At 49.6% G+C, this 22,938-nt stretch carries 18 protein-coding genes; 1 reads left to right on the top strand and 17 read right to left on the bottom strand.

Going from position 1 to position 22,938, the window contains the following annotated elements; genetic code table 11:
• Position 1 precedes the first annotated feature (1 nt).
• The 10 genes from DW769_RS03165 to DW769_RS03205 all read right to left on the bottom strand — a co-directional run bounded on the left by DW769_RS03165 (position 2) and on the right by DW769_RS03205 (position 10,856).
• Entirely contained in the window at positions 2–970 is a 969-nt protein-coding gene (locus DW769_RS03165; protein ID WP_055265384.1) for a 4Fe-4S dicluster domain-containing protein, read from the bottom strand.
• The gene (locus tag DW769_RS03170) at positions 955–1,407 is read right to left on the bottom strand and encodes a hydrogenase iron-sulfur subunit (RefSeq protein ID WP_055265382.1); all 453 of its coding nucleotides are present in this window, start codon (positions 1,405–1,407) and stop codon (positions 955–957) included. Before DW769_RS03170 ends, DW769_RS03165 begins: the two co-directional genes overlap by 16 nt.
• Positions 1,398–3,386 carry a CoB--CoM heterodisulfide reductase iron-sulfur subunit A family protein gene (locus tag DW769_RS03175; protein ID WP_055265381.1) on the bottom strand — a complete coding sequence of 663 codons (1,989 nt, stop codon included), beginning with the start codon at positions 3,384–3,386 and terminating at the stop codon, positions 1,398–1,400. The genes DW769_RS03170 and DW769_RS03175 overlap by 10 nt, the downstream gene beginning before the upstream one ends.
• Before the next feature lie 33 nt (positions 3,387–3,419).
• Positions 3,420–3,803 (bottom strand): 4Fe-4S dicluster domain-containing protein, encoded by a 384-nt coding sequence (locus tag DW769_RS03180; RefSeq protein ID WP_055219367.1) that lies wholly within the window; start codon positions 3,801–3,803, stop codon positions 3,420–3,422.
• Positions 3,800–4,597: a CoB--CoM heterodisulfide reductase iron-sulfur subunit B family protein gene (locus DW769_RS03185; RefSeq protein ID WP_022461168.1), complete on the bottom strand. Its 798-nt coding sequence runs from the start codon at positions 4,595–4,597 to the stop codon at positions 3,800–3,802. The genes DW769_RS03180 and DW769_RS03185 overlap by 4 nt, the downstream gene beginning before the upstream one ends.
• Positions 4,598–4,803: 206 nt before the next feature.
• Positions 4,804–5,751, bottom strand: a complete 948-nt coding sequence (locus DW769_RS03190; RefSeq protein ID WP_055219369.1) for an L-lactate dehydrogenase — start codon at positions 5,749–5,751, stop codon at positions 4,804–4,806.
• A gap of 503 nt (positions 5,752–6,254) precedes the next feature.
• On the bottom strand, positions 6,255–7,805 hold the full coding sequence (locus DW769_RS03195; RefSeq protein WP_118749957.1) for a Mur ligase family protein: 1,551 nt from the start codon (positions 7,803–7,805) through the stop codon (positions 6,255–6,257).
• A gap of 101 nt (positions 7,806–7,906) precedes the next feature.
• The gene (locus DW769_RS03200) at positions 7,907–9,274 is read right to left on the bottom strand and encodes an MATE family efflux transporter (RefSeq protein WP_055219374.1); all 1,368 of its coding nucleotides are present in this window, start codon (positions 9,272–9,274) and stop codon (positions 7,907–7,909) included.
• Positions 9,250–9,552 carry a hypothetical protein gene (locus tag DW769_RS16295; RefSeq protein WP_147326094.1) on the bottom strand — a complete coding sequence of 101 codons (303 nt, stop codon included), beginning with the start codon at positions 9,550–9,552 and terminating at the stop codon, positions 9,250–9,252. Before DW769_RS16295 ends, DW769_RS03200 begins: the two co-directional genes overlap by 25 nt.
• Positions 9,525–10,856, bottom strand: coding sequence for an MATE family efflux transporter (locus tag DW769_RS03205; RefSeq protein ID WP_117804387.1), 1,332 nt, complete (start codon positions 10,854–10,856; stop codon positions 9,525–9,527). The genes DW769_RS16295 and DW769_RS03205 overlap by 28 nt, the downstream gene beginning before the upstream one ends.
• Before the next feature lie 168 nt (positions 10,857–11,024).
• Between DW769_RS03205 and DW769_RS03210 the strand changes: the two genes are divergently transcribed.
• Positions 11,025–11,642 (top strand): hypothetical protein, encoded by a 618-nt coding sequence (locus DW769_RS03210; RefSeq protein WP_055219376.1) that lies wholly within the window; start codon positions 11,025–11,027, stop codon positions 11,640–11,642.
• Positions 11,643–11,658: 16 nt separating this feature from the next.
• Here DW769_RS03210 and DW769_RS03215 read toward each other — a convergent pair whose 3' ends face one another.
• From DW769_RS03215 to DW769_RS03245, 7 genes are all read right to left on the bottom strand, one after another.
• On the bottom strand, positions 11,659–12,837 hold the full coding sequence (locus DW769_RS03215; RefSeq protein ID WP_118749958.1) for a phosphopentomutase: 1,179 nt from the start codon (positions 12,835–12,837) through the stop codon (positions 11,659–11,661).
• 19 nt (positions 12,838–12,856) lie between these two features.
• Positions 12,857–14,701: an ABC transporter ATP-binding protein gene (locus tag DW769_RS03220; protein WP_118749959.1), complete on the bottom strand. Its 1,845-nt coding sequence runs from the start codon at positions 14,699–14,701 to the stop codon at positions 12,857–12,859.
• Positions 14,682–16,421 carry an ABC transporter ATP-binding protein gene (locus DW769_RS03225; protein WP_334294892.1) on the bottom strand — a complete coding sequence of 580 codons (1,740 nt, stop codon included), beginning with the start codon at positions 16,419–16,421 and terminating at the stop codon, positions 14,682–14,684. Before DW769_RS03225 ends, DW769_RS03220 begins: the two co-directional genes overlap by 20 nt.
• A gap of 157 nt (positions 16,422–16,578) precedes the next feature.
• Complete coding sequence (locus DW769_RS03230) at positions 16,579–17,910, bottom strand: MATE family efflux transporter (RefSeq protein WP_055227542.1); 1,332 nt, start codon at positions 17,908–17,910, stop codon at positions 16,579–16,581.
• Positions 17,911–18,012: 102 nt separating this feature from the next.
• The gene (locus DW769_RS03235; RefSeq protein WP_055219386.1) at positions 18,013–18,606 is read right to left on the bottom strand and encodes an NUDIX hydrolase; all 594 of its coding nucleotides are present in this window, start codon (positions 18,604–18,606) and stop codon (positions 18,013–18,015) included.
• Positions 18,607–18,751: 145 nt separating this feature from the next.
• Complete coding sequence (gene ppdK, locus DW769_RS03240) at positions 18,752–21,382, bottom strand: pyruvate, phosphate dikinase (protein WP_022462956.1); 2,631 nt, start codon at positions 21,380–21,382, stop codon at positions 18,752–18,754.
• A 509-nt stretch (positions 21,383–21,891) separates the two neighbouring features.
• Positions 21,892–22,803 carry an undecaprenyl-diphosphate phosphatase gene (locus tag DW769_RS03245; protein WP_117509220.1) on the bottom strand — a complete coding sequence of 304 codons (912 nt, stop codon included), beginning with the start codon at positions 22,801–22,803 and terminating at the stop codon, positions 21,892–21,894.
• Positions 22,804–22,938 lie beyond the last annotated feature (135 nt).

Here is a 22,938-nt window from a genome sequence, read left to right on the forward strand (position 1 = left end):
CTTAACCCCTTTCCTTAACGATACTTGGCTCTACATCTTCCTGTGTGAAGTTGGTGAGCGGTGCACGGCTGTCGGTATCGGCGCCTGCCTGATACTCTCCGTAGAACTCGTCGATATCTTTGATGAATTTACGGTTCAGCAGGTGCAGCGGAATGTGCTGCGGACATACACGGGAACACTCGCCACAGTCGGTGCAGCGTCCGGCAACGTGGAATGCACGGATAATGTGGAACATCTGCTCTTCAAATGTAGTCGTATTTGCTTTCTGTGCGGTATCGTAACGGTCATTATCGAAGACACATTTGATACAGCTGCAGGCCGGACATACGTTACGGCATGCATTACAGCGGATACAGCGGGACAGTTCGTTCTGCCAGAATGCGAAACGCTCTTCCGGAGCCATTGCCTCAAGCTTCTCAACCAGTTCAAAACGGCCTTCTTTTGCCGGTTTCTCTTCGTCGCAGTTCTCTGCCAGCTCGTCGTAGGCAACGTGTTTTCCGCCCTTGCAGGCTTTGCATCTTTCCAGGATAACATCCTCTCTTGCGAGCTCTTTGTCGCCGTAAACAGTTGCCACTTTGATGGTATCGCCGTCTTCTGTTACAGCGGTAATACCCTTGCATCCTGCTTCACGGATCTTTTCGATATCGAGTTTTCCATCGCAGCCGATGCCGACGATATAGGTTTTCTCGCGATCCACACGATGCTCTTTGATTAACTGATTAAAGCTGTAAGTATCACACGGTTTTAAGAAAACGAGTGTTTTTCCTTCTTCTTTCGATGCTTTAATCATGTATTTGCTAAGGTTTGCGCCGCAGAATCCGTCGTAGGTAAACTCGGAAAGGCTCTCGGCAGTCTCGAAGAATGCAGGCTCTGCACTGAAATCAGTGTCACCTTTTCTCCAGCCAAGAACACGGACTACGGTACCGTCAGACAGAAGCTCTTTTGCGCGGGATACTAATTTTTCTTGCATCGTAAATCCTCCAATCTGACATTCTTACCAAGGCTTGTAACCTGCTCGATGAACTCGTTCATGGTCTGGGAGAATTTCACACCTTCTGCGGCGGATACCCATTCCACACGGGTACGTCCGTTCTCAACGCCCATGTAATCCAGCATGGAGAACAGCAGGGTCATACGTCTTCTTGCATAATAGTTTCCTGTGCTGTAATGGCAGTCTCCCGGATGGCATCCGCAGAGGATGACTCCGTCAGCGCCCTTCTGGAATGCTCTTAAGATGAAGAGCGGATTGACACGGCAGGAACATGGAACACGGATGATCTTTACGTCTGCCGGATAGGAAAGACGGCTGGAACCTGCCAGGTCTGCTCCTGCGTAGGAGCACCAGTTGCAGCAGAATGCCACGATGACTGGCTTAAATTCTTTGTTTTCGTTGTTATCTATCGGCATATTGCATCTACCTCCGCGAGAATTTGTCTATTGGAGAATCCTTTCAGGTCCATAGCGCCGGACGGACATGCAACGGTACATGCACCGCATCCATGGCAAAGTGCGCCGTTAACGACTGCCACATGTCTGGTTTCACGGATTCCATGGTCGTTGACCTGACGGTCTTCGTAGGAAATTGCGCCGTATGGGCAGACTTTTTCACAGGATGCACATCCATTACAGAACAGCGGATTGGATTCTGCTGTACACGGGTTGGTGGTCAGTTTGTCTTTTGCCAGCAGTCCGACTACTTTGACAGCAGCAGCTCCTGCCTGTGCAACGGTCTCCGGGATATCTTTCGGTCCCTGGCATACGCCGGAGAGGAAGACACCTGCGGTCGGGGACTCTACCGGACGCAGCTTTGCGTGTGCCTCAGTAAAGAAATCGTTGGTATCCATACTTGCGGTCAGCATGGTAGCCAGTTTTCTTGCATCTTTGCTCGGCTCGATGGCAGTTGCAAGGACAACAAGGTCTGCTTCCATTTTGATCTGACGGTTGTCAAGCAGGTCGGAACCCTGTACCAGAAGACGTCCGTTCGGAGCCTCGGATACTTTTCCTACCTGGCCTTTGATGTAGTCTACATCAAACTCTTCTACCGCACGGCGATAGAACTCATCGAAGTTTTTACCCGGGGTACGAACATCAATGTAGAAGACATGTACATTGACATCCGGATAATGGTCACGCACCAGCATAGCCTGTTTTGCGGTGTACATACAGCAGATCTTGGAGCAGTAGCTCTTTCCTCTGCAGGTCACGTCACGAGAACCGACACACTGGATAAATACGATATCCTTCGGATGCTCGCCGTTGGAAAGACGTACTACTTTACCGCCTGTCGGGCCGGCAGCATTCATCAGACGTTCCATCTCAAGGGAGGTAATTACGTCTTTGCTCTGGTTGTAATAATATTCGTCAAACTTGTCCAGACTGATGGTATCGAAACCAGTTGCCACAACGATTGCGCCGTACTCTCTGGTGATTACTTCATCTTTCTGGTCGTAGTTTACTGCACCTGCTGCACAGACTTTGGAGCAGATACCGCATTTTCCGGTTTTGAAGTGGATACAGTTTGCAGTATCAATAACCGGTACGTTCGGAACTGCCTGTGCGAACGGTGTGTAGATTGCAGTACGGTTGGACAGGCCTCTGTTGAACTCGCTCAGGTTCTTCTTGGAAGGACATTTCTCCTGACAGAGTCCGCATCCGGTACATTTGTCCATATCTACGTATCTTGCTTTCTTACGGATGTCTACTTTGAAATCACCGACGAATCCGCCAACGCTCTCTACCTCACTGTAGGTATAGATGTTGATCTTCTCATGCGCGTTTACCTCTCCCATACGAGGAGTCAGGATACAGGAAGAACAGTCGAGGGTCGGGAATGTCTTGTCAAGCTGTGACATTCTTCCGCCGATACTCGGGGTCTTCTCTACGATATCTACTTCATAGCCTGCATCTGCGATATCCAGTGCAGTCTGAATACCTGCGATACCGCCTCCGATCACCAGCGCACGTTTTACAACGCGGCTCTCGCCCGGGGTAAGCGGGGTATCCAGCATAACTTTAGCAACGGCTGCACGGGCCAGAATTACGGCCTTCTCGGTAGCCTCTTCCATGTCTTTATGAATCCAGGAACACTGCTCACGAATGTTTGCAATCTCCAGCTGATACGGGTTCAGGCCCGCTTTTTCTGCTGCTTTGCGGAACGTTCCTTCATGCATACGCGGAGAGCAGGAACAGATGACAACGCCGGTCAGATGCTCGTTCTGAATGGCATCGATCACTTTCTGCTGACCCGTTTCGGAACACATATACTGATAATCCTCTGCATGAACAACACCCGGCTCTTTGCTGATGACGTCAACAACTTTTTTGACATCAACCGTAGCCGCAATATTTGTACCGCAGTGGCAGACAAATACTCCTATTCTTTGCACTTTTCTCTCACCTTTCTGTGGATGGGTTGTTTTTTACTTTCTATATTTACGGAATGCACTCATCAGAAGCTGCTGCGGAGTCTCATCATCCAGAAGAGCCGGAATTTCATCCGGAGAAAGATAATTCTCTCCTCTCTGACGGATCACGGAAAGACGAACTGCCTCGATCAGTTTGGCAGGTTTTACGTCTCTTGGACAGCGCTCTACACATGCGAAGCAGGAGAGGCATTTCCAGATGGACTTGGAGTTCATCAGTGCTTCCACATCGCCGTTCTGTACGTAAGATACAAACTGATGCGGACGGATGTCCATTTCGTTATAAGCAGGACAGGATGCGGAACATTTACCGCATTTCATACATTTTCTGGTATCCACACCGGCGATGGCACGGATTTCATCGGATGTTGCAATTTTCATGCCTGCACCTCCTCTTTGATGCCGAGTGCTTCTGCAAGAAGCTCGGTAAAGTAGGTAACCGGAAGACCTTCTTTTGTTCCGTTATTGCGCAGGTTGTACATGCAAAGCGGACATGCAGTGATCAGTTCTTCTGCTCCTTTGTAGGATGCGGATGCCATGATCTGGTCTACCATGTTGGATGCCATTTTCTTTTCTTTGAGGGATATGTAGCCGCCGCAGCACTCATTTCTCATCGGATATACGACCGGTGTTGCGCCAAGGGCCTTGATAAAGTCTTCAATGATTGTCGGATTTTCCGGATCGTCAAACTGCATTGTGGTGCTCGGACGAAGCAGCATACAGCCGTAATATGCGCCGATTTTTCTTCCTTTTAAAGGATTTACCACTTTTTCTTTGATCTTGTCGAATCCAACGACGTCACGCAGCACTTCCAGATAATGAAGTACTTTCGTTTCGCCAAGATATGGCTCGGAAAGAGCCATGTAGTTGTTTACTTTTGTCTGAATGTCTTCTACATTCGCCATGTCATCGTTTACGCGTTTGATCACGTGATGACAGGCGGAACAGACTGTGATCAGATCCTGTCCTTTTTCTTTGGCGTCTGCTAAGGCGCGAACCGAAGAAAGTTTTGTGGCGATTTCATCGGATGCCTGTGGATACACAGCTCCGCAGCACTGCCAGTTTTCAATTTCTTCCAGTTCAAATCCCAGAACTTTTGCGCACTCTCTGGCATAATGATCCAGATCTTTTGCTTTGTTCTTCAGCGTACAGCCCGGAAAATAACTGTAGGTCATGGAATTGCTCCTTTCTTACTTGCTCCTGTTGGTTTCCATTTTTCCTGCGGTATCTTCTGTCCGGCACCGGAAAAGTTTCCGGTACTCTTTTTATGTACACCCGGCGGAAAATTTCTTCAGGCGCACGTTAAGGCAGTGGGAGATACCGCTCTTTCGCACTTTCTGCCACTGCCATAAATTTTATGTTTTGAGCTTATTGCCCGCTCTTAGTGCTCGATCTGTGCGATAACTGCTTTTAATGCGTCGGCACTTGCTTTGAGTTTTTCTACTTCCTCTTTTGTCATACGCATCGGAATCTTGCCCTGTACGCCTTTCGGTCCAACGAGGGTCAGTGTGCTTAAGCATACATCCTCGATGCCGTACTCACCGTGCATCATGGAAGATACGGTTGCTACAGAATCGGAAGAAGAAAGAATGGTTGCTACCAGTTTGCATACTGCAACAGATACTGCATAGAAAGTAGCTCCTTTGTTTGCAATAACCTGTCCGCCGGAAGTTCTTACGTACTCCAGCATAGCATCTTTGTCGATCTTGGTTACGTTCCTGCCCATTTTTTCTACGGTCTCGTAGTACTCGTCCAGACTGACACCGGAAACGTAAGCGCCGCTCCACGGAATGAAGGAAGTATCGCCGTGCTCACCGAATACGTAAGCGTGGATGTTTTTCTGGGCAATGTTGAGGTGTTCAGACAGTCCGCAGCGAAGTCTCGCGGAATCCAGCATGGTACCAGAACCAAGGATCTGGTTTTCCGGAAGTCCGGAGATCTTTGTAAACACGTAGGTCATGATATCAACCGGGTTGCTTACAATGATGTAGATGGCATTCGGAGCCGCTTTTACGATTTCCGGTGTGATGGATTTTAAGATGTTTACATTGGTCTGGGTCAGCTCAATACGGGTCTGGCCAGGCTTTCTTGCAATACCGGAAGTAATAATTACGATATCAGAGTCCTTGGCATCCTCATACTCACCTGCGATGATGGAGACCGGATCGCGGAAGCAGGTACCCTGCGCGATATCCATAACCTCTCCCTCTACTTTTTTCTTGTTAATATCGATGAGAACAATCTCAGACGCGATGTCTTCGTTCGACAGTGTATAGGCGATCGTAGATCCAACGCTTCCAGCTCCAATGATGGTAATCTTGCTGCTCATAAATACTCCTTTCTAAAATACCCCTAGTTGGTTTTTGTGATTGATAAATTTTTCACTTTCCTTATCATAGCACTATGACAAGAATTTAACAAGTGTTTTTTTCGAGCATTTTCGTGAAATCTTTTTTCTCACTGAGCCCGTACGCTTCCAGAAGGGGTGTTCTGGATATATTTCAATACAATTATACCATTTTTTGTTCTTTTTCACAAGAATTCTTTCCAAAAACTTACAGCTTTGTCCTTCATCCCGCAGAATTCGTCTTTTTCCGCATGGTTCCCGGGTTTTTGCTTTCTGTGTTTAGTTTCACACGTCTAACTTTCGTTCGTTATATTTTTAACAACTTTTCGTCATACGGGCTAGTTTCTGTCCTTCTTTTCTACATTTTGTAGGATGTATCCGCCAAATTTCCTGTCTGATTTTCATTTCTGCTGCCGCCAGACGCAAAAAAGACACGGATTTTTCTGTTCCGTGTCTTTTTTGCTCTGTTTTTTCTGTTTTTGCTTCTATTCTTCTGTTTCACGAGCCGTTGCCGCTTCGGCAAATGCATTTCCATATTCGGCAAGCGCCTCTTTTGCATAGACGGCATCTGACCGGTACGGCACATTTCCGTTTCCGACGTGCATCGTCACGTCCGCGCCTTTTCCAAGGATCAGAACAACCTCTCCCGGTACGGCGCCAAGAATCGCCTCCCGGATTGCTGCTCCGCGGTCCATGCGGATCTGGAAGGATGCACCTTCCTTTGCTATGTACCCGCCGATCTCCTCACAGATCGCCTGCGGATCTTCGTTTCCCGGATCATCCGGTACGAGGAAAATCCGGTCCGCCCGTTTTCCGGAAATCTCACCCATATCTTTTCTGCGGTTGAATGCTTTTCCGCCCGGGGTTCCGAACACAACGCTTACGCGGCTCCCCGGGTATTCGAGTGCTACGGTATCAAACATTTTTTCAAAACTCAGGCCATTGTGCGCGAAATCCACGATCGCCGTGACCTCGCCCGCGCTGCTCTCATACGTCTCCATCCTTCCCGGAACGGTGACGCCAAGGAGGCTTTCCTTGATCAGCGAAACCGGGATTCCCATCGACCAGGCAGCCGCAATGGCAGCTACGGCATTCTCCACATTGAAGGCTCCGTGCACCGGCAGGGTAAAATCTTCCGAGAAATCCGGTCCTGCCACATGGAAATAGAATTTTCCTCTGCCCGGCTTGATATCACTCACGCGGATTACAGCATTTTCTTTCGATCCAAACGTAACGACGCGCTCACATTTTGCCGCAGCTTTCAGGATTTCCCCGATATGGTCGCTGTCCAGGTTCACGCAGGCGCAGGTGCAGCGGTCGAAGATCTTTAATTTCGACTGGAAATAATCATCAAAATCCTTGTGCTCCGTCGGGCTGATGTGGTCCTTGGAGATGTTCAGGAAAATGGCGGTATCAAAATGCGTGTTTCCGACTCTCTCGTATTTGAGCGCCTGGGAGGATACTTCCATCACCATATGGGAAAGGCCTGCATCTACGGCATTGCGCATATGACGGCACAGCTCCAGGGATTCCGGCGTGGTGAGCGTTGATGCTTCTCTCGTCTTTCCGTCGTAATATTCAATCGAACTTAACAGTGCACATCCGTTTCCGCCCTGTTTTTTCAGGCAGGCATTGAGCATCGACTGCAGGTAGTAGGCTGTCGTTGTCTTTCCTTTTGTTCCGGTCAGCGCCGTGACATGCAGCGACTTTGCCGGATAATCGTAAAACGCCTCACCCAGCACAAACTGTGCTTTTCTGGCATCGTTGACGATGAGCGCCGGAATTTCTTTTCCCGCTTCGTATTTTTTTTCACTTACATAGGCAACAGCACCGCGGTTTACGGCGTCTTTTAAGTATGCCTCTTTGAATGCAGCTCCTTTGCAGAGAAACAGCGTTCCCTGATCCGCTCCGCCCGAAAAATACGTTACGAGGGTAACGGGTCTGTCCTCTCCTTCTTTTCCTTCCGGCTCTGCAAATTCCACCAGAAGGTCTTCCTGCTCCAGAAGTTTCTTATATTCTAATACCGACTGTTTCATAGGATATCTTCCTCTCTTCTATGGGATTCTTTTTCAGCTTTCCTAAAATCCAGGCTCCATTATACCAGAATTGAAACAGCTTGTCCATCTTGCGGCACGGCTTACATCATCTGCGCATTTTTCTCAAAAAGAGAACGAAGCGTTTTTGCGCAGTACAGGTACGCCGGAACGAGAAACAGATCGGCGAGAATCCATGCCACCGGGCTTGCGAAGCAGACTGCGGTGTAACCAAAATACGGAACCAGGAAAAAGGCTACCACCGAACGGCCGATCATCTCGCAGACGCCGGCAAGGATTGCAAATTTGCTGAAGCCCATGCCCTGCACGGTAAAGCGTACGACATTGACAAGGGTCAGCGGAATGTAAAATACCATGTTGATCAGCAGCATCTGACGCGCCTGGTCGAGGATGACCGTCTCAGATGCATCTACAAAGAGAAGCGAAATCTGGCGGGACCACAGAAACATGACTCCTAAAATGACCACGGAATACACGCTTCCAATAATGGAACTTGTCAAAATACCGGTGTTGACACGATCCATCTTCTTCGCACCGACGTTCTGTCCGGCATACGTCGCCATAGTGGAGCCGAGCGCGTCGAACGGGCAGCAGCAGAACATGGAAATTTTACCGGCAGCCGTAACAGATGCAACCGCCGTGGAACCAAGGCCGTTGACAGCGGTCTGCAAAATAACACTTCCGATCGCGGTGATTGAATACTGCAGTCCCATCGGGATTCCCATATTGCACAGATTAAGCACATAATGCTTGTGCAGCTTCCAGTCCTCTCTCGTAAAAGCAAGGATGGTGAATTTTTTCTTCATATAAAAGAGACACAGGAATCCAGAGACTCCCTGCGCGATAATCGTCGCCCACGCGGTTCCCGCTACTCCCATCGGGCGGACCAGCGCAAGATCTAGCACGATATTCAGTATTGAAGAGATACCGAGGAAAATCAGTGGGGAGCGGCTGTCGCCGAGGCTCCGCATGATTGCTGATGTCTGGTTATAGAGCACCATAAGCGGAATTCCGAGGAAAATAACAAAGATGTAAGCGTATGCACCGTCCAGAATATCGGACGGGGTTTTCATCAGAATCAGAATGTCGCGGCACCAGATGCAGACAAGAACGGTCATCACCACGGAAAGAATACCGGCCAGGACGGCTCCATTTCCTACATACCGGCACAGCGCTTTCCGGTCTCCTGCCCCGAACATCTGCGCAACCGGAATTGCAAATCCGCTGCAGACTCCCATACAGAATCCCACGATCATAAAGTTGATCGAACCTGTGCTTCCAACAGCCGCGAGCGCTTTCGCGCCTAAGAATTTTCCTACAATAATCGTATCGACCATGCTGTAAAACTGCTGGAACAGCATGCCGAGCAGCAGCGGCAGTGCAAACCCCAGAATCAGTTTTACCGGGCTGCCGTTTGTCAGATCTTTTACTGCACTTTTCTTTGTTGCCATGTGATGTCCTCCCTATTGTCGTATGTTTTTGCTTCCCCTTTTTGTCGAATCTCATGCCATTTTATATCTTGTTTTCTCAGAATGCAATCCCGTAATACTGCCGAATTAAGAGACGTTTTTTCATCACTTTTACGTGTTTTTGACATGGCGGCCGCCTGTGCAGGAATTCTGTTTTTTTGCGCACGCCAAAAGCGGCTGCGGCAGGTTCCCGTTCCGGAACGCTGTGCCGCAGCCGCTTTGCTGTTCTTTCTTATTTTGCAAATTCTTTCTTTTTCCACTGAAGCAGAATCATCACAGCCACCGATGCGGTCAGAAAATCAGAAACCGGCTGGGAGGCAATAACACCGGAAAAACCGGCAAGTTTTGAAGCGCAGAAAATTACAATGGCAAAAATCACGCCCTGACGTCCTGCTGAAAGAATCATTGCTCCTGCCCCGTTTCCGATCGCCTGGAAAATACAGGTCGATGCGAGTACGATACCAACAAACGGCATACCAATGAGCTGGACGCGGAGGATCTGCTGGGCCGCTGCAATGACATCCGCCTCTTTTAAGAACAGTCCCACGAGAAGCGGAGCCGCCGCACCGAGCACAACCGCCATTCCGGCACCGGTCAGCACTTCCAGGAGGAAGGCAAAGCGGATCGTCTCACTGAGACGTTTTTTATTTTTCGCTCCATAATTGTATCCGACCAGCGGCTGTCCGCCAAAAGCGAAGCCGACCATCACAAGAACAGAAATCATAATAATTTTCAAAGCAATTCCCATCGCTGCAACTTTGTCCGTTCCATACGGCTGCAAAAATCGGTTCGTCAGCGTCACGCCGATGCTCTGCATGAAGTTTGTGACGGATGCCGGAATGCCGATGGCAAGAACGGCGAGCACCTCTGCTCCGGTCATTTTCAGTTTTCGGAAATCGACGGAGAGATAGCGGCATTTCTTTATCATAAAGATAACATAGAAAATATCACCGCAGATGTTGCCGATCACCGTTGCAATCGCTGCTCCGGCTGCTCCCATGCCGAGCGTGTAAATAAAGATCGGGTCAAGAATGATGTTGACGACGGCTCCCAGCATTGTTCCGATCATCGAGGCTTTTGCGAAGCCCTCGGTCCGAAGAAGATTGTTCGGCGTCAGCTGCAGGATGATAAACGGTGCGCCGAGTGCAATCCACTGGTAATAGTCCCCCGCATACTGCCACGTCGTCTCATCACAGCCAAGCAGGCCAAGGATCGGCTGTTTGGCGGCAAGCAGGATGATGCTGACCGCAATGCCGACAGCAATCGCTGCGTAAAAGCAGAATACGCTGATCCGTCTTCCGTCCTCGTACTCTTTTTTACCGAAGAGGCGCGAAATGACGGAACTGCCGCCGACGCCGAAGATGTCACCGAGTGCAATCATCAGCGTGAAAATCGGTGTGCCGAGCGATACGCCGGCAATCAGTGCCGTGTTTCCGGTCCGCGCGATGAAAAAAGTATCTACCATATTATAGATCAGCGACACGACCATGCCGAGCACGACCGGAAGTGCGAGCGTCATATATGCTTTGGACACTTTTGTTTTCTCAAATAATTCGTTTTCCATTTTGAAAACTCCCCTTTCCTCTTTTTCGGTTACAGTTCACTGGTACCCAGCAAACTGTAACCTTTTTCATTCTGGTTTATCCTAGCAGACTTTCTTGCTTTTTCTTGTGTCATATGTCACAATAAAGAAAAAGTTTTCCAAAAAATTTTTCTGTGAAAGGATTTTCCTATGAAACGAATTTTTGATCCGGCTCTGCTGGACTTTTATCTTCAGAAACATGAGATCCCATCTCTTTTCGATACCCCGGATCTCGCATTTTCTCTGTATCAGTTTGAAAAGGGCGAACGGCTCGACACGCTGAATCCGGAGGAATACCTCTCGTTCCTCGTGGACGGTTCCATCGAGATCAGCGCCAACCGCGCCGACGGCACGAGCTACCCGATCGGCTATCTCGACGGCTTTACCTGCATCGGCGATATGGAATTCTGCGGAAAACGCGATGATACGCACCAGATCGAGGCACGCACCACCGCGCTTTGTATTGTTCTGCCGCTCGCTTCCACGAAAGAGCTTCTGCTGAACGACAACCGCTTTTTACGATATCTTTTAAACTCTGTCACCGAAAAGCTGATGCTTTATTCCAGCTCCCAGTCGAATTTTTCCACGCTCGAGGAATCCTTCCTCTCTTATCTCTCAGAGCGCTGTCCGGATCAGACGTTTTCCGGCGTGGAAAAGATGGCCATGCAGCTCCACTGCAGCCGCCGCCAGCTCCAGCGAGTTTTAAAGAAGCTGCTCGAAGAAGGACAGCTTGTGAAACTTTCGAAAGGTTCTTACCGCCTCAGCTGAAAACGCCATCGCTTCCTTATTTCCACGATTCCAGGATCGATGTTCCGATCGTTCCCTCCGGCATTTTTACGCCGAAGTTCTCTGCAACGGATGCGCCGATCACAGCGAAGGTGTCCTTCGTCTCCTGAAGGCCGCTCTCCTTCATAGACGGTGAGTACGCAAGGAGCGGCACCTGTTCTCTGGTGTGGTCCGTTCCGGTATAAGTCGGGTCGTTGCCGTGGTCTGCCGTGATCAGGAGCAGATCGTCGTCTTTTAACTGCTCCAGCAGCTTTCCAAGGTTCACATCGAATTTTTCAATCTCTTTTCCGTAGCCTTCCGGGTTTCTTCTGTGGCCCCAGAGTGCATCGAAATCGACGAGGTTGACAAAGCACAGTCCGGTAAAATCTTTTCCTGCCGTCTCAATCGTCTGCTCCATGCCGTGGACGCTGCTCTTGGATTTCAGACTCTCCGTGATGCCCTCGTCGCAGAAAATATCGTTGATTTTTCCGATGCTGATGACATCATATCCTGCCTCCTGCATCGCGTTGAGCACGGTTTTTCCCGTCGGTTTGACAGCATAGTCGTGACGGTTTGCGGTGCGGACGAACTCTCCTTTTTTCTTTCCGACGTACGGTCTTGCAATGACACGGCCGACTTTCCACTCGTCTTTCATGGTCAGCTCACGGGCAATCTCGCAGTAATGATACAGCGTCTCCAGTCCCATCGTCTCCTCGTTGCCGCAGATCTGCAGTACGGAATCCGCCGAGGTATAGACAATCAGTTCTCCGTTTTCGATCTCGCGCTCTGCCAGCTCATCGAGGATCTCCGTTCCGCTCGCCGCCTTATTGCCGATGATCTTTCTGCCGGTTCGTTTTTCCAGCTCGTCGATCAGTTCTTTCGGAAATCCGTGGTCGGTGAACGTAACGAACGGCTTTGTCGTGTAAATTCCCATCATCTCCCAGTGGCCGGTCATGGTGTCTTTTCCGTTGCTCGCCTCGTTCAGTCTTCTGGCGTAACCCTTTGCCTCATCCTCTGTCACACCGCAGAGATTTCCCATGCCGAGGCGGCGCAGGTTCGGGATTTCAAGGCCTCCCTGACTCTCCCAGATGTGGCCGAAGGTATTGACACCGACATCCCCAAACTTCTCCGAATCCGCCATCGCCCCGATTCCGAGAGAATCCAGGACGATCAGAAAAATACGGTTATATTTTCTCATACTCTTTACTCCTTTCTTTTTAACTCAGCTCAAACATTCCATGATAGAGCTGATAATATTTTCCTTTCTGTGCCAGAAGTGCATCGTGGTCGCCGCGCTCTACGATATTTCCCCGCTCCAGCACCATGATCGCATTGGCGTTTCGCACGGTGCTTAAGCGGTGGGCGATGACAAATACGGTTCTGCCCTCCATGAGCTGGTCCATTCCTTTTTCGATCAGCGCCTCGGTTCTGGTGTCAACGGAAGATGTTGCCTCGTCAAGAATCAGCACCGGCGGATCGGCAACGGCGGCACGGGCAATCGCGAGAAGCTGGCGCTGGCCCTGGGAGAGGTTGGCTCCGTCGGAGGTCAGCATCGTGTCGTAGCCGTTCGGCAGACGGCGGATGAAGGAATCCGCATTCGCAATTTTGGCCGCATGTTCAATTTCTTCCTGCGTGGCATCGAGTTTTCCAAAACGGATGTTTTCTGCTACGGTTCCCGTGAACAGATGGGTATCCTGCAGAACGATACCGAGGGAGTGGCGCAGAGCGTCTTTTTCGATATCTTTTACGTCAATGCCGTCGTAGACAACCGCGCCGCCCTGGACGTCGTAGAAACGGTTGATCAGGTTCGTGATCGTCGTTTTTCCGGCTCCTGTGGAACCGACAAAAGCAATTTTCTGGCCTGGTTTGGCATACAGGCTGATGTTCTTTAAGATCAGACGGTCTGCCGTGTAGCCGAAATCCACGTTTTCAAAACGCACATCGCCCTTTAATTCCGTCATCGTTCCGTCCGGGCGCTTCCATGCCCAGCGGCCTGTTGTCTCTTCGCAGACGGCAAGTGCGCCGTTCTCTTCTTTTACGTTGACCAGTTCCACTTTTCCCTCATCGATTTCCGGCTCCAGGCTCATCACGTCGAAGACACGCTCCGCACCGGCGAGCGCTGAGAGAAGGAAGTTGCTCTGCTGGGTGAACTGGTTGATCGGAAGCGCCGCCTGGCGGACAAAGACAAGGTAGCTTGCCAGGCTTCCGATATCGGCTTTTCCGTGCAGGGCGAGAAGGCCGCCGAGCACTGCCACAATCGCATAATTGACATACGAAATGCTGACAACGACAGGAACCATCGTCGCCGCATACCCCTGCGCGCCGGTTCCCGCTTTCCGGAGCTCCTCATTCTTTTTGCAGAATTCCGTAAAGCTCTCTTCTTCGTGGTGGAACACCTTGACGACTTTCTGTCCGGTGATCAGCTCCTCAATATAGCCGTTCAGTTCTCCGAGGCTGTTCTGCTGCTTCGTATAATAACCCTTGCTGCGCTTTCCGCTGAACTTGATATACCAGAACATGATACCGTAGCACACCGTTACAATCAGCGAGAGCCGCCAGTTTAGGATATACAGCAAGGTCAGTGTTCCCACAATCTGGATGAAGCTCTGGATAACCATCGCAAAACTGTTGTTCAGGGCATCTGCCATCGTGTCGATATCGTTCGTGAAAAGACTCATGATATCGCCGTGGCGTCTGCTGTCGAAGAACTGCAGCGGCAGTGTCTGGACGTGTTCGAACAGATCGCGGCGGATATCAAATACAACCTGCTGTGCTGCTTTTACCATGGTCTGCGTGTAGCCGTATGCTGCGAGTGCGCCGCACCCGAAAATGAGTGCCGTAATCAGCACGCCGCGCAACAGTGTGTGCACATCTCCGTCCGCCAGTCCGTTGACAACCGGGCGGATCATATACGTTCCAAAGAGGTTGGCTCCCGCGCTGATTGTTACCAGTACCGCTACGACTGCGAGCATTTTTTTGTGCCGTCCCAGATAAGACAGGAAGACGCGCAGCGTGTGTTTCAGGTTCTTTGATTTCTTTCCGCTATAAGCTCTCGCTGCCATTTTCGTCTCCTCCTTTCATCTGTGAGGCGTAAATTTCCTGATAAATCGGGTCATCCGCCAGCAGTTCAGCGTGCGTGCCGATCCGGTGTACTTTTCCGTCATCAAGAATGATGATCTGATCCGTATTCATGACGGATGTTACTCTCTGCGCAATGATAATTTTTGTGACATTCTTCCGCGCCGCCAGTGCCTCGCGGATCTTTTTCTCCGTTGCCGTGTCGACCGCACTTGTCGAATCATCGAAGATCAGGATTTTTGCCTTTCCGATCAGCGCACGCGCGATGCAGAGACGCTGCTTCTGGCCTCCGGAGAGGTTGCTTGCGCCCTGCTCGAGCACGGTGTCGAGGCCGTCCGGCATGCGGTTCAAAAATTCATCCGCACACGCCGCGCGGCATGCTTCCCAGATCTCCTCATCGGATGCATCCACATTGCCCCATTTCAGGTTTTCACGCACGGTTCCGGAGAACAGCACGTTTTTCTGCAGAATGATATTGACTGCATCGCGGAGAGCGGCAAGATCGTACGCGCGCACATCCTTTCCGCCGACGCGGACGGTGCCGCGGCTGGTATCATACAGACGCGGAATGAGCTGCACCAGCGTCGTTTTCGAAGAACCTGTTCCTCCGAGGATTCCTACCGTCTGACCAGCTTTGATCTTCAGCGTAACATCGGAGAGTGCGTACTCTTTTGCTTCTTCTTTGTATTTAAACGATACGTTGTCAAACTCCACGCTGCCCTCTGTCACTTCTGTTACACCATTTTCCGGCGAGGTGAGCACGATTTTCTCATCGAGCACCTCGACAATCCGGTGTGCGCTCGCCATGGAACGGGTCAGAAGCAGGAAGACGTTTGCAATCATCATCATCGAGTTCATGACCTGCATGACGTAGCTTAGAAATCCGGTCAGGTTTCCGACGGCAAGCTGTTTTTTCAGAATCATATTTCCGCCGAACCACAGAATCAGCACGATCGCGGTATACATGACGCTCTGAAATGCCGGCAGATTCAGCACGGCGTAGTGGAACGTCTGCTCGCTCGCTGCGGTCAGGTCGGTGTTGACCTCGTTGAATTTGTCTTCCTCGTACTCATCCCGCACGAAAGCTTTGACGGCACGGATCGCGGTCAGCCCCTCCTGGACAACGTTGTTCAGGCGGTCCACCATGGACTGCAGTTTTGTGTACATCGGGGCAACTCTCCGCACAATCAGGGAGAGAATAAAGCCAAGAAGCGGGGTACATACAAGGAATACAAATGCCAGCCGCGGATTCATATAGAATGAAAGGCCGATTCCCATAATCAGAAGCGACGGTCCGCGCGTGATCGGGCGGAAGCCGGCGCTTACCATATTCTGGATGACGGTAACATCCGTCGTCATACGGGTGATCAGGGATGATACCGCAAAGTGGTCGAGGTTGGAAAATGCATACTGCTGCATTTTCTCATACTCCGCCTTCCGGATCTCAGCTCCCCAGCCGTACGTCGCCCGCGCCGCAAAGTGCGCGTATAAAATTCCGGTCACAAGCGCACAGAGCGCGCAGATTCCCATCTGGATTCCCTTGCGGTAAATGTAAGGGATATCGCCGTTCGCAACGCCGATGTCAATCAGATTGGAAATCAGAATCGGAATAAAAAGTTCAAAACACGTTTCTACCAATACCAGCACTGCTCCGAAAATCATATCCCGCTTGTAGGGACCTGCATACGAGAGCAGACGCTTCATATCATTCATCTTCTGTCACGTCCTCCTTTTGCTGTTTTTCGGAGTCCATTTTACCATACCCCGGCATGATTTTCAACGCGCCGAAATAATCCCTTTTACCCCAAAAATCCCCTTTTCCCAACAACTTTTCTGTCATCAGAAAAAGAGGATCGTTTTTTCACTCACGGATAACCTGAAACGTTTTCCACTTGCCCTGTTTGAATCTCCACCAGAAGATGATGCCGCGCACGGACCAGTCGAGGCACATCGCAAGAGCGATTCCCATAACGCCCATGTTCATCCAGATTGCAAAAATCACAGAGAAAATCAGGCGGACGCCGATGGTCGTGAAGAGGGAAATTCCCATTGTGAATTTTACATCTCCTGTCGCACGAAGGCCGCTTCCAAGCGGTCCGGCGTAGCAGAGTGCAATACCGTTGAAAATATTATGCAGCAGTACCAGCCAGAGTGTCAGCCGCTTCGTCTCCTCGGACACCGCATAGAAGGAAAGGACAAACGGTGTGACTGCAAAGACAAGCGCATTCCATGCCACTCCAATGATCAGTGTGATTTTTATCAGCTTGCGGAAATAATACTCCGCCTGATCAGTATCTCCCGCGCCCATGCACTGTCCGATGACGGTGATGAATACTGGGGAAAGTGCACTGCTTGTGAGTGCCGCCATGGACCATATACTCTGGGCAATGCCGTTTGCGGCAATCTGGTAGGTACCAAACAGTGCTACCACACTGGAAAGTGCTACTTTGACGAGCTGGAAAATACCGCTCTCGATACCGTTCGGAACTGCGATACTGAGGATCGTTTTCTGGAAGCTCAAGTCTACTTTAAAAATCCACTCTTTCAGATACTGCACCGGATTTCGCTTTGAGAAGCAGAGAACCGTGATAACAGCTGCGGAAAAGATACGCGCAATCAGCGACGGAACCGCAACGCCAGGCACACCTGCATGCAAAGCAAAGACGCCGATACAGTTTCCGACTACGTTGATCACATTCGATGCAATCGAAAGGTACATCGTCGTGCTGGTTTTTCCAAAACTGCGGTACAAAGCCGCTCCCGCATTGTAAATCGCCATTGCCGGATAGGAATATGCCGAGATACGCAGATACGTCACGCATGCCGCCATGACATCATCCTCAACCTTGCCGAACATCAAACGCATCAGCTGTTCGTTGGCAACCAGTACCACTACAGAAATAACAACCGACAGCAATACCGATGCCGTCAGAAGCTGGGAAGCTGCCGCTCCCGCCTGCTCCTTGTCCTTCTTTCCGATATACTGGCTGATGACCACCGCACCGCCGGATGCCAGCGCTGTGAACAGGTTGATAAAGATCATATTAAACGCATTGACCAGTGACACACCGGAAACCGCCGCCTCTCCGACAAATCCGATAACAAACACGTCCGCAATTCCGACCAGAGCCACCAGAAGCTGCTCTAGGAAAAGCGGAATAATCAGCTTTTTCAAATCCTGATTTGTAAACATAAAACCCCTCCTGCCATTTTTCTTTCTGTCTCTATTTTAGACATCTAACAGCTCATTTGTCTAATGCTTATTCTAAATGGCAGTTCATACGCGGATTGCATATTACACTTCACAGAAATCTCTTTTCACTTTCTCACACAGCTTGCCATACACACGCTCCACAAACCATGGCTCTGTCGATTTTTCTGCGATCTGCTCCACCGGAATCCAGCCGACTGCGCTGTTTTCATCCGGCTTGCAGCGGATTTCCTGTACCGGGTCTGCTTCCATGAGATATGTCACATTCAGATGGAGATGTGCCGTCACGTACTTTCCGCGCTTCACATGGCCGTCCACCGACAGGATTTCGAGCGAGAATGGCTGATCCGATAAGAGCTTCACCTCTTCAATCCCGGATTCCTCCTTCACTTCTCTTACCGCCACGCTGCAAAGATCCGCATCTCCGTCCGCGTGGCCGCCGAGCCATGCCCAGGAATGGTAAATATTGTGATACGCCATCAGCACCTGCTTCCGATCCGGGCTTACGACCCAGGCGGAGGCAGTCAGATGTGCGGTCTCATTTTCCCGCGTCAAAATATCGCATCCGCTCTCCATCCATTTCAGCAGAATCGCCCGATCCCGCTCTTCCTGCTCATTGTACGGACGGTATTCCCGGATCTGCCGCAGCAGGTTTTCTTTGGCTGTTTCATTCTGCATCCGTTTTCCCTCCCACTTTGATTTTAAACGATTGATAAAAAAGACCCCGGCGCCTGTATTTCTACAGACCGCCGGGGTCTCCTTACGTTTGAACACAAATCATGCTACTGCATGAAAATCCTGATTCGGACAGATTCTGCTTAAATTAAGCGTTCTTCTGAGCGATAGCTGCCTGAGCTGCTGCCAGACGGGCGATCGGCACACGGAACGGTGAGCAGGAAACATAGTCCAGACCCAGTTTGTTGCAGAACTCTACGGAGCTCGGATCTCCACCGTGCTCACCGCAGATACCTACGTGCAGAGAAGAGTTAACCGGTCTTCCAAGATCGATAGCCATCTTCATCAGCTTGCCAACGCCGTCCTGATCGAGTTTTGCGAATGGATCGTTCTCGAAGATCTTAGCGTCATAGTAAGCGTTCAGGAATTTACCAGCATCGTCACGGGAGAATCCGTAAGTCATCTGAGTAAGGTCGTTGGTTCCGAAGCAGAAGAAGTCTGCCTCTTTTGCGATCTCATCTGCAGTCAGAGCTGCTCTCGGGATCTCGATCATGGTACCAACTTCGTATTCAAGGTCGCTGCCTGCTGCTGCGATTTCAGCGTCAGCGGTCTCTACTACGAATTTCTTAACGTATTTCAGCTCTTTGATATCGCCAACAAGCGGGATCATGATTTCCGGTTTTACATTCCAATCCGGATGAGCTTTCTTCACGTTGATAGCTGCGCGGATAACTGCGCTTGTCTGCATCTTAGCGATTTCCGGATAAGTTACAGCAAGACGGCATCCACGATGACCCATCATCGGGTTGAACTCGTGCAGACTAGCGATGATTGCTTTAATCTGCTCAACAGTTTTGCCCTGAGCGTCAGCCAGTTTCTTGATGTCCTCTTCCTCAGTCGGAACGAACTCATGAAGCGGCGGATCCAGGAAACGGATGGTAACCGGGTTGCCTTCCAGAGCTTCATACAGCTTCTCGAAGTCTCCCTGCTGCTCCGGAAGGATCTTAGCAAGTGCTGCTTCTCTCTCTTCTACGGTCTCAGCGCAGATCATCTCACGGAATGCATCGATTCTGTTGCCTTCGAAGAACATATGCTCTGTACGGCAAAGACCAATACCTTCTGCTCCAAGCTCACGAGCTTTTTTAGCGTCAGCCGGAGTATCAGCGTTTGTACGAACTTTCATGGTTCTGTATTTGTCTGCCCAGCCCATGATTCTTCCGAACTCACCAGCGATGGTAGCGTCTACGGTCGGGATCAGTCCGTCATAGATGCATCCTGTAGAACCATCCAGAGAGATGCAGTCTCCCTCGTGGTACTCTTTTCCAGCCAGTGTAAATTTCTTGTTTGCCTCGTCCATTACGATATCACCGCAGCCGGATACGCAGCAGGTTCCCATACCACGGGCAACTACAGCTGCGTGAGAGGTCATACCACCACGAACAGTCAGGATACCCTGTGCAGATTTCATACCTGTGATATCTTCTGGGGATGTCTCAAGACGAACCAGAACAACTTTTTCTCCTCTTTCAGCCCACTCAACAGCATCATCTGCTGTGAAGACGATTTTACCGCAAGCAGCTCCCGGAGATGCTCCCAGTGCTTTTGCCATTGGAGTAGCCTCTTTCAGTGCTTTTGCATCGAACTGCGGATGAAGCAGAGAGTCAAGATTACGAGGATCGATCATTGCAACTGCCTCTTCCTCTGTTCTCATTCCCTCATCTACAAGGTCGCAAGCGATTTTCAGAGCAGCTTTTGCTGTTCTCTTACCATTACGTGTCTGCAGCATGTACAGTTTACCGTGCTCTACAGTGAACTCCATGTCCTGCATATCTCTGTAGTGTGTTTCCAGAGTTTTGCAAACTTCTTTGAACTGTTTGAAAGCTTCCGGGAATTTCTCTTCCATCTCAGAAATGTGCATAGGTGTACGAACACCGGCAACTACGTCCTCGCCCTGTGCGTTGGTAAGGAACTCACCGAACAGTCCGTTCTCTCCTGTAGCAGGATCACGGGTGAAGGCAACACCTGTACCACAGTCATCTCCCATGTTTCCGAATGCCATCATCTGTACGTTAACAGCGGTACCCCAGGAATACGGGATGTCGTTGTCACGACGATAAACGTTTGCTCTCGGGTTGTCCCAGGAACGGAATACGGCTTTTACAGCCTCCATCAGCTGTACCTTAGGATCGGTCGGGAAATCCTCACCGATTTTAGCTTTGTACTCAGCTTTGAACTGCTCAGCCAGTTTTTTGAGGTCATCTGCGTCAAGATCTACGTCCTGTTTTACGCCTTTCTCCTCTTTCATCTTGTCGATCAGCTCTTCGAAGTATTTTTTACCAACTTCCATAACTACGTCAGAGAACATCTGAATGAATCTTCTGTAGCAGTCCCAAGCCCAACGTGGGTTGCCGGAAGCCTGTGACAGAGTTTCAACAACCTCTTCGTTCAGACCAAGGTTCAGGATGGTATCCATCATACCTGGCATGGAAGCTCTTGCTCCGGAACGTACAGAAACGAGCAGCGGATTCTTAGCGTCTCCGAATTTCTTTCCTGTGATTCCTTCCATTTTATCGATTGCTTCCATGATCTGACCCATGATCTCGTCGTTGATCTGTCTGCCATCCTCATAGTACTGTGTACAAGCCTCGGTTGTTACCGTGAATCCCTGTGGTACAGGAAGTCCCAGGTTTGTCATCTCAGCCAGGTTTGCGCCTTTTCCACCGAGAAGGTTACGCATGTCTGCATTACCTTCAGTGAACATGTAAACCCATTTTGCCATTGTTACTTTTCCTCCTACTTGTAATTTTGATAGGTTATAGTAAAGTATTTCCAGATTGCCCTGGATGATACGTTCACCCTATACTGATTGCACCGAAAAGAAAGATATTCTCGGGCGCACACATTTATTTTACCATAAGAATATCTTTAGTCAATAAAAATATGGCAAATTTTCGGTATTTTTTTTAATTTACAGTTCACTCGTGTGTTCTGGCGGGCAAATTTCATGCTTGCATGAAAATTTGTTTGCAAGAACACACGAAGGGAGCGCCGAGAAATGAGCAAAAGGAGCTGCGCAGCAGCGGAAAGCGCTGAAAGCGCAGTTTTGCGAATGGCGCGGGTGAACTGTATCGTCTGTGCCCCTGTTATGTTTTATTATATCAGCTTTTGGTTACTTTTTACAGGGTTTTTTGTAATTTTCGCGTAAAAAAAGAAGTATCGCACAATTTTTTTCATTTTACGATACTTCTTCTTCTATTTTTCCCGGTAAATTTTCGGAATTGTTCGATTTTATGCTTTCAAAATTACGGTTTTGATTACGAAATACAGCAGCACAATCACACCGAGTACGATACGGTACCAGCCGAAGGCTTTGAAATCGTGCTTCTTGATGTACTGCATCAGGAATTTGATGGCAAAAATCGATACCGCAAATGCCACCAGCATGCCGACGATCATGATCGCCACCTCAACACCGGTAAAGGCAAAGCCGTGTTTTACCAGTTTTAAAAGGCTCGCGCCGAACATAACCGGAACGGCAAGGAAAAACGTGTACTCCGATGCGAGCTCTCTCGAGCATCCCAGCAGGATACCGCCGATGATGGTTGCCCCCGAACGGGAAGTTCCCGGTACGATGGAAAGGAGCTGGAAAACACCGATATACAGTGCATTTTTCCAGGTAATTTCTTTGATTTTCGTTGCAGACGGAGTTCTCGTCTTGTTGTAATTTTCAATAACGATGAATAACACACCATAGATAATCAGCATCAGAGCTACAACCACGTAATTCATCAGATGTGCCTCGATCCAGTCGTTGAATGCCAGACCAATGACAGCTGCCGGCAGGCATGATACAACAATCTTAAACCACATGATGATTTTGTCCAGATAACAGTAATTGTCTACAAAGTTCTGAACAGCGCCAAATACCTTGTTGTCGCTTGGATTGGCAAAATAGCTCCGGCTTCTGGCTTTACTTTTACCATGAAACGGCCAGAGATCCCAGAAATAGATGACGACAACCGCAAGGATTGCACCGAGCTGGATGACAACTTCAAAAACATTCTTGAAATCAGCTGTCACATTCAGCTTAATAAACTCATCTACCAGAATCATGTGGCCGGTGCTGCTGATTGGAAGCCACTCGGTAATGCCCTCTACGATACCCAGCAGGATAACCTTTAACCACTCAATGATGTTCATACGATATGTACCTTTCTCTTTTTGAATTGGATGCCCTTTTCTGGCATTCTATTAAAAATCTATCATACTTATGCTAAAAACACAAGCGCGTCACGTTTTCTTTTTTGTAAAATCCATTCAAACCCACATTCGGCC

It is taken from the genome of Blautia sp. AM29-29 (assembly GCF_003480555.1).
GTDB lineage: Bacteria > Bacillota > Clostridia > Lachnospirales > Lachnospiraceae > Fusicatenibacter > Fusicatenibacter saccharivorans.

Excerpts from the sequence above, each read along its gene's own strand:
- DW769_RS03225 (WP_334294892.1), bottom strand. The coding sequence starts at position 16,421 with ATGAAGCGTCTGCTCTCGTATGCAGGTCCCTACAAGCGGGATATGATT.
- DW769_RS03170 (WP_055265382.1), bottom strand. The coding sequence starts at position 1,407 with ATGCCGATAGATAACAACGAAAACAAAGAATTTAAGCCAGTCATCGTG.
- DW769_RS03210 (WP_055219376.1), top strand. The coding sequence starts at position 11,025 with ATGAAACGAATTTTTGATCCGGCTCTGCTGGACTTTTATCTTCAGAAA.
- DW769_RS03220 (WP_118749959.1), bottom strand. The coding sequence starts at position 14,701 with ATGGCAGCGAGAGCTTATAGCGGAAAGAAATCAAAGAACCTGAAACAC.
- ppdK (WP_022462956.1), bottom strand. The coding sequence starts at position 21,382 with ATGGCAAAATGGGTTTACATGTTCACTGAAGGTAATGCAGACATGCGT.
- DW769_RS03205 (WP_117804387.1), bottom strand. The coding sequence starts at position 10,856 with ATGGAAAACGAATTATTTGAGAAAACAAAAGTGTCCAAAGCATATATG.
- DW769_RS03195 (WP_118749957.1), bottom strand. The coding sequence starts at position 7,805 with ATGAAACAGTCGGTATTAGAATATAAGAAACTTCTGGAGCAGGAAGAC.
- DW769_RS03190 (WP_055219369.1), bottom strand. The coding sequence starts at position 5,751 with ATGAGCAGCAAGATTACCATCATTGGAGCTGGAAGCGTTGGATCTACG.
- DW769_RS03165 (WP_055265384.1), bottom strand. The coding sequence starts at position 970 with ATGCAAGAAAAATTAGTATCCCGCGCAAAAGAGCTTCTGTCTGACGGT.
- DW769_RS03200 (WP_055219374.1), bottom strand. The coding sequence starts at position 9,274 with ATGGCAACAAAGAAAAGTGCAGTAAAAGATCTGACAAACGGCAGCCCG.
- DW769_RS03185 (WP_022461168.1), bottom strand. The coding sequence starts at position 4,597 with ATGACCTACAGTTATTTTCCGGGCTGTACGCTGAAGAACAAAGCAAAA.
- DW769_RS03230 (WP_055227542.1), bottom strand. The coding sequence starts at position 17,910 with ATGTTTACAAATCAGGATTTGAAAAAGCTGATTATTCCGCTTTTCCTA.
- DW769_RS03235 (WP_055219386.1), bottom strand. The coding sequence starts at position 18,606 with ATGCAGAATGAAACAGCCAAAGAAAACCTGCTGCGGCAGATCCGGGAA.
- DW769_RS03180 (WP_055219367.1), bottom strand. The coding sequence starts at position 3,803 with ATGAAAATTGCAACATCCGATGAAATCCGTGCCATCGCCGGTGTGGAT.
- DW769_RS03215 (WP_118749958.1), bottom strand. The coding sequence starts at position 12,837 with ATGAGAAAATATAACCGTATTTTTCTGATCGTCCTGGATTCTCTCGGA.
- DW769_RS03245 (WP_117509220.1), bottom strand. The coding sequence starts at position 22,803 with ATGAACATCATTGAGTGGTTAAAGGTTATCCTGCTGGGTATCGTAGAG.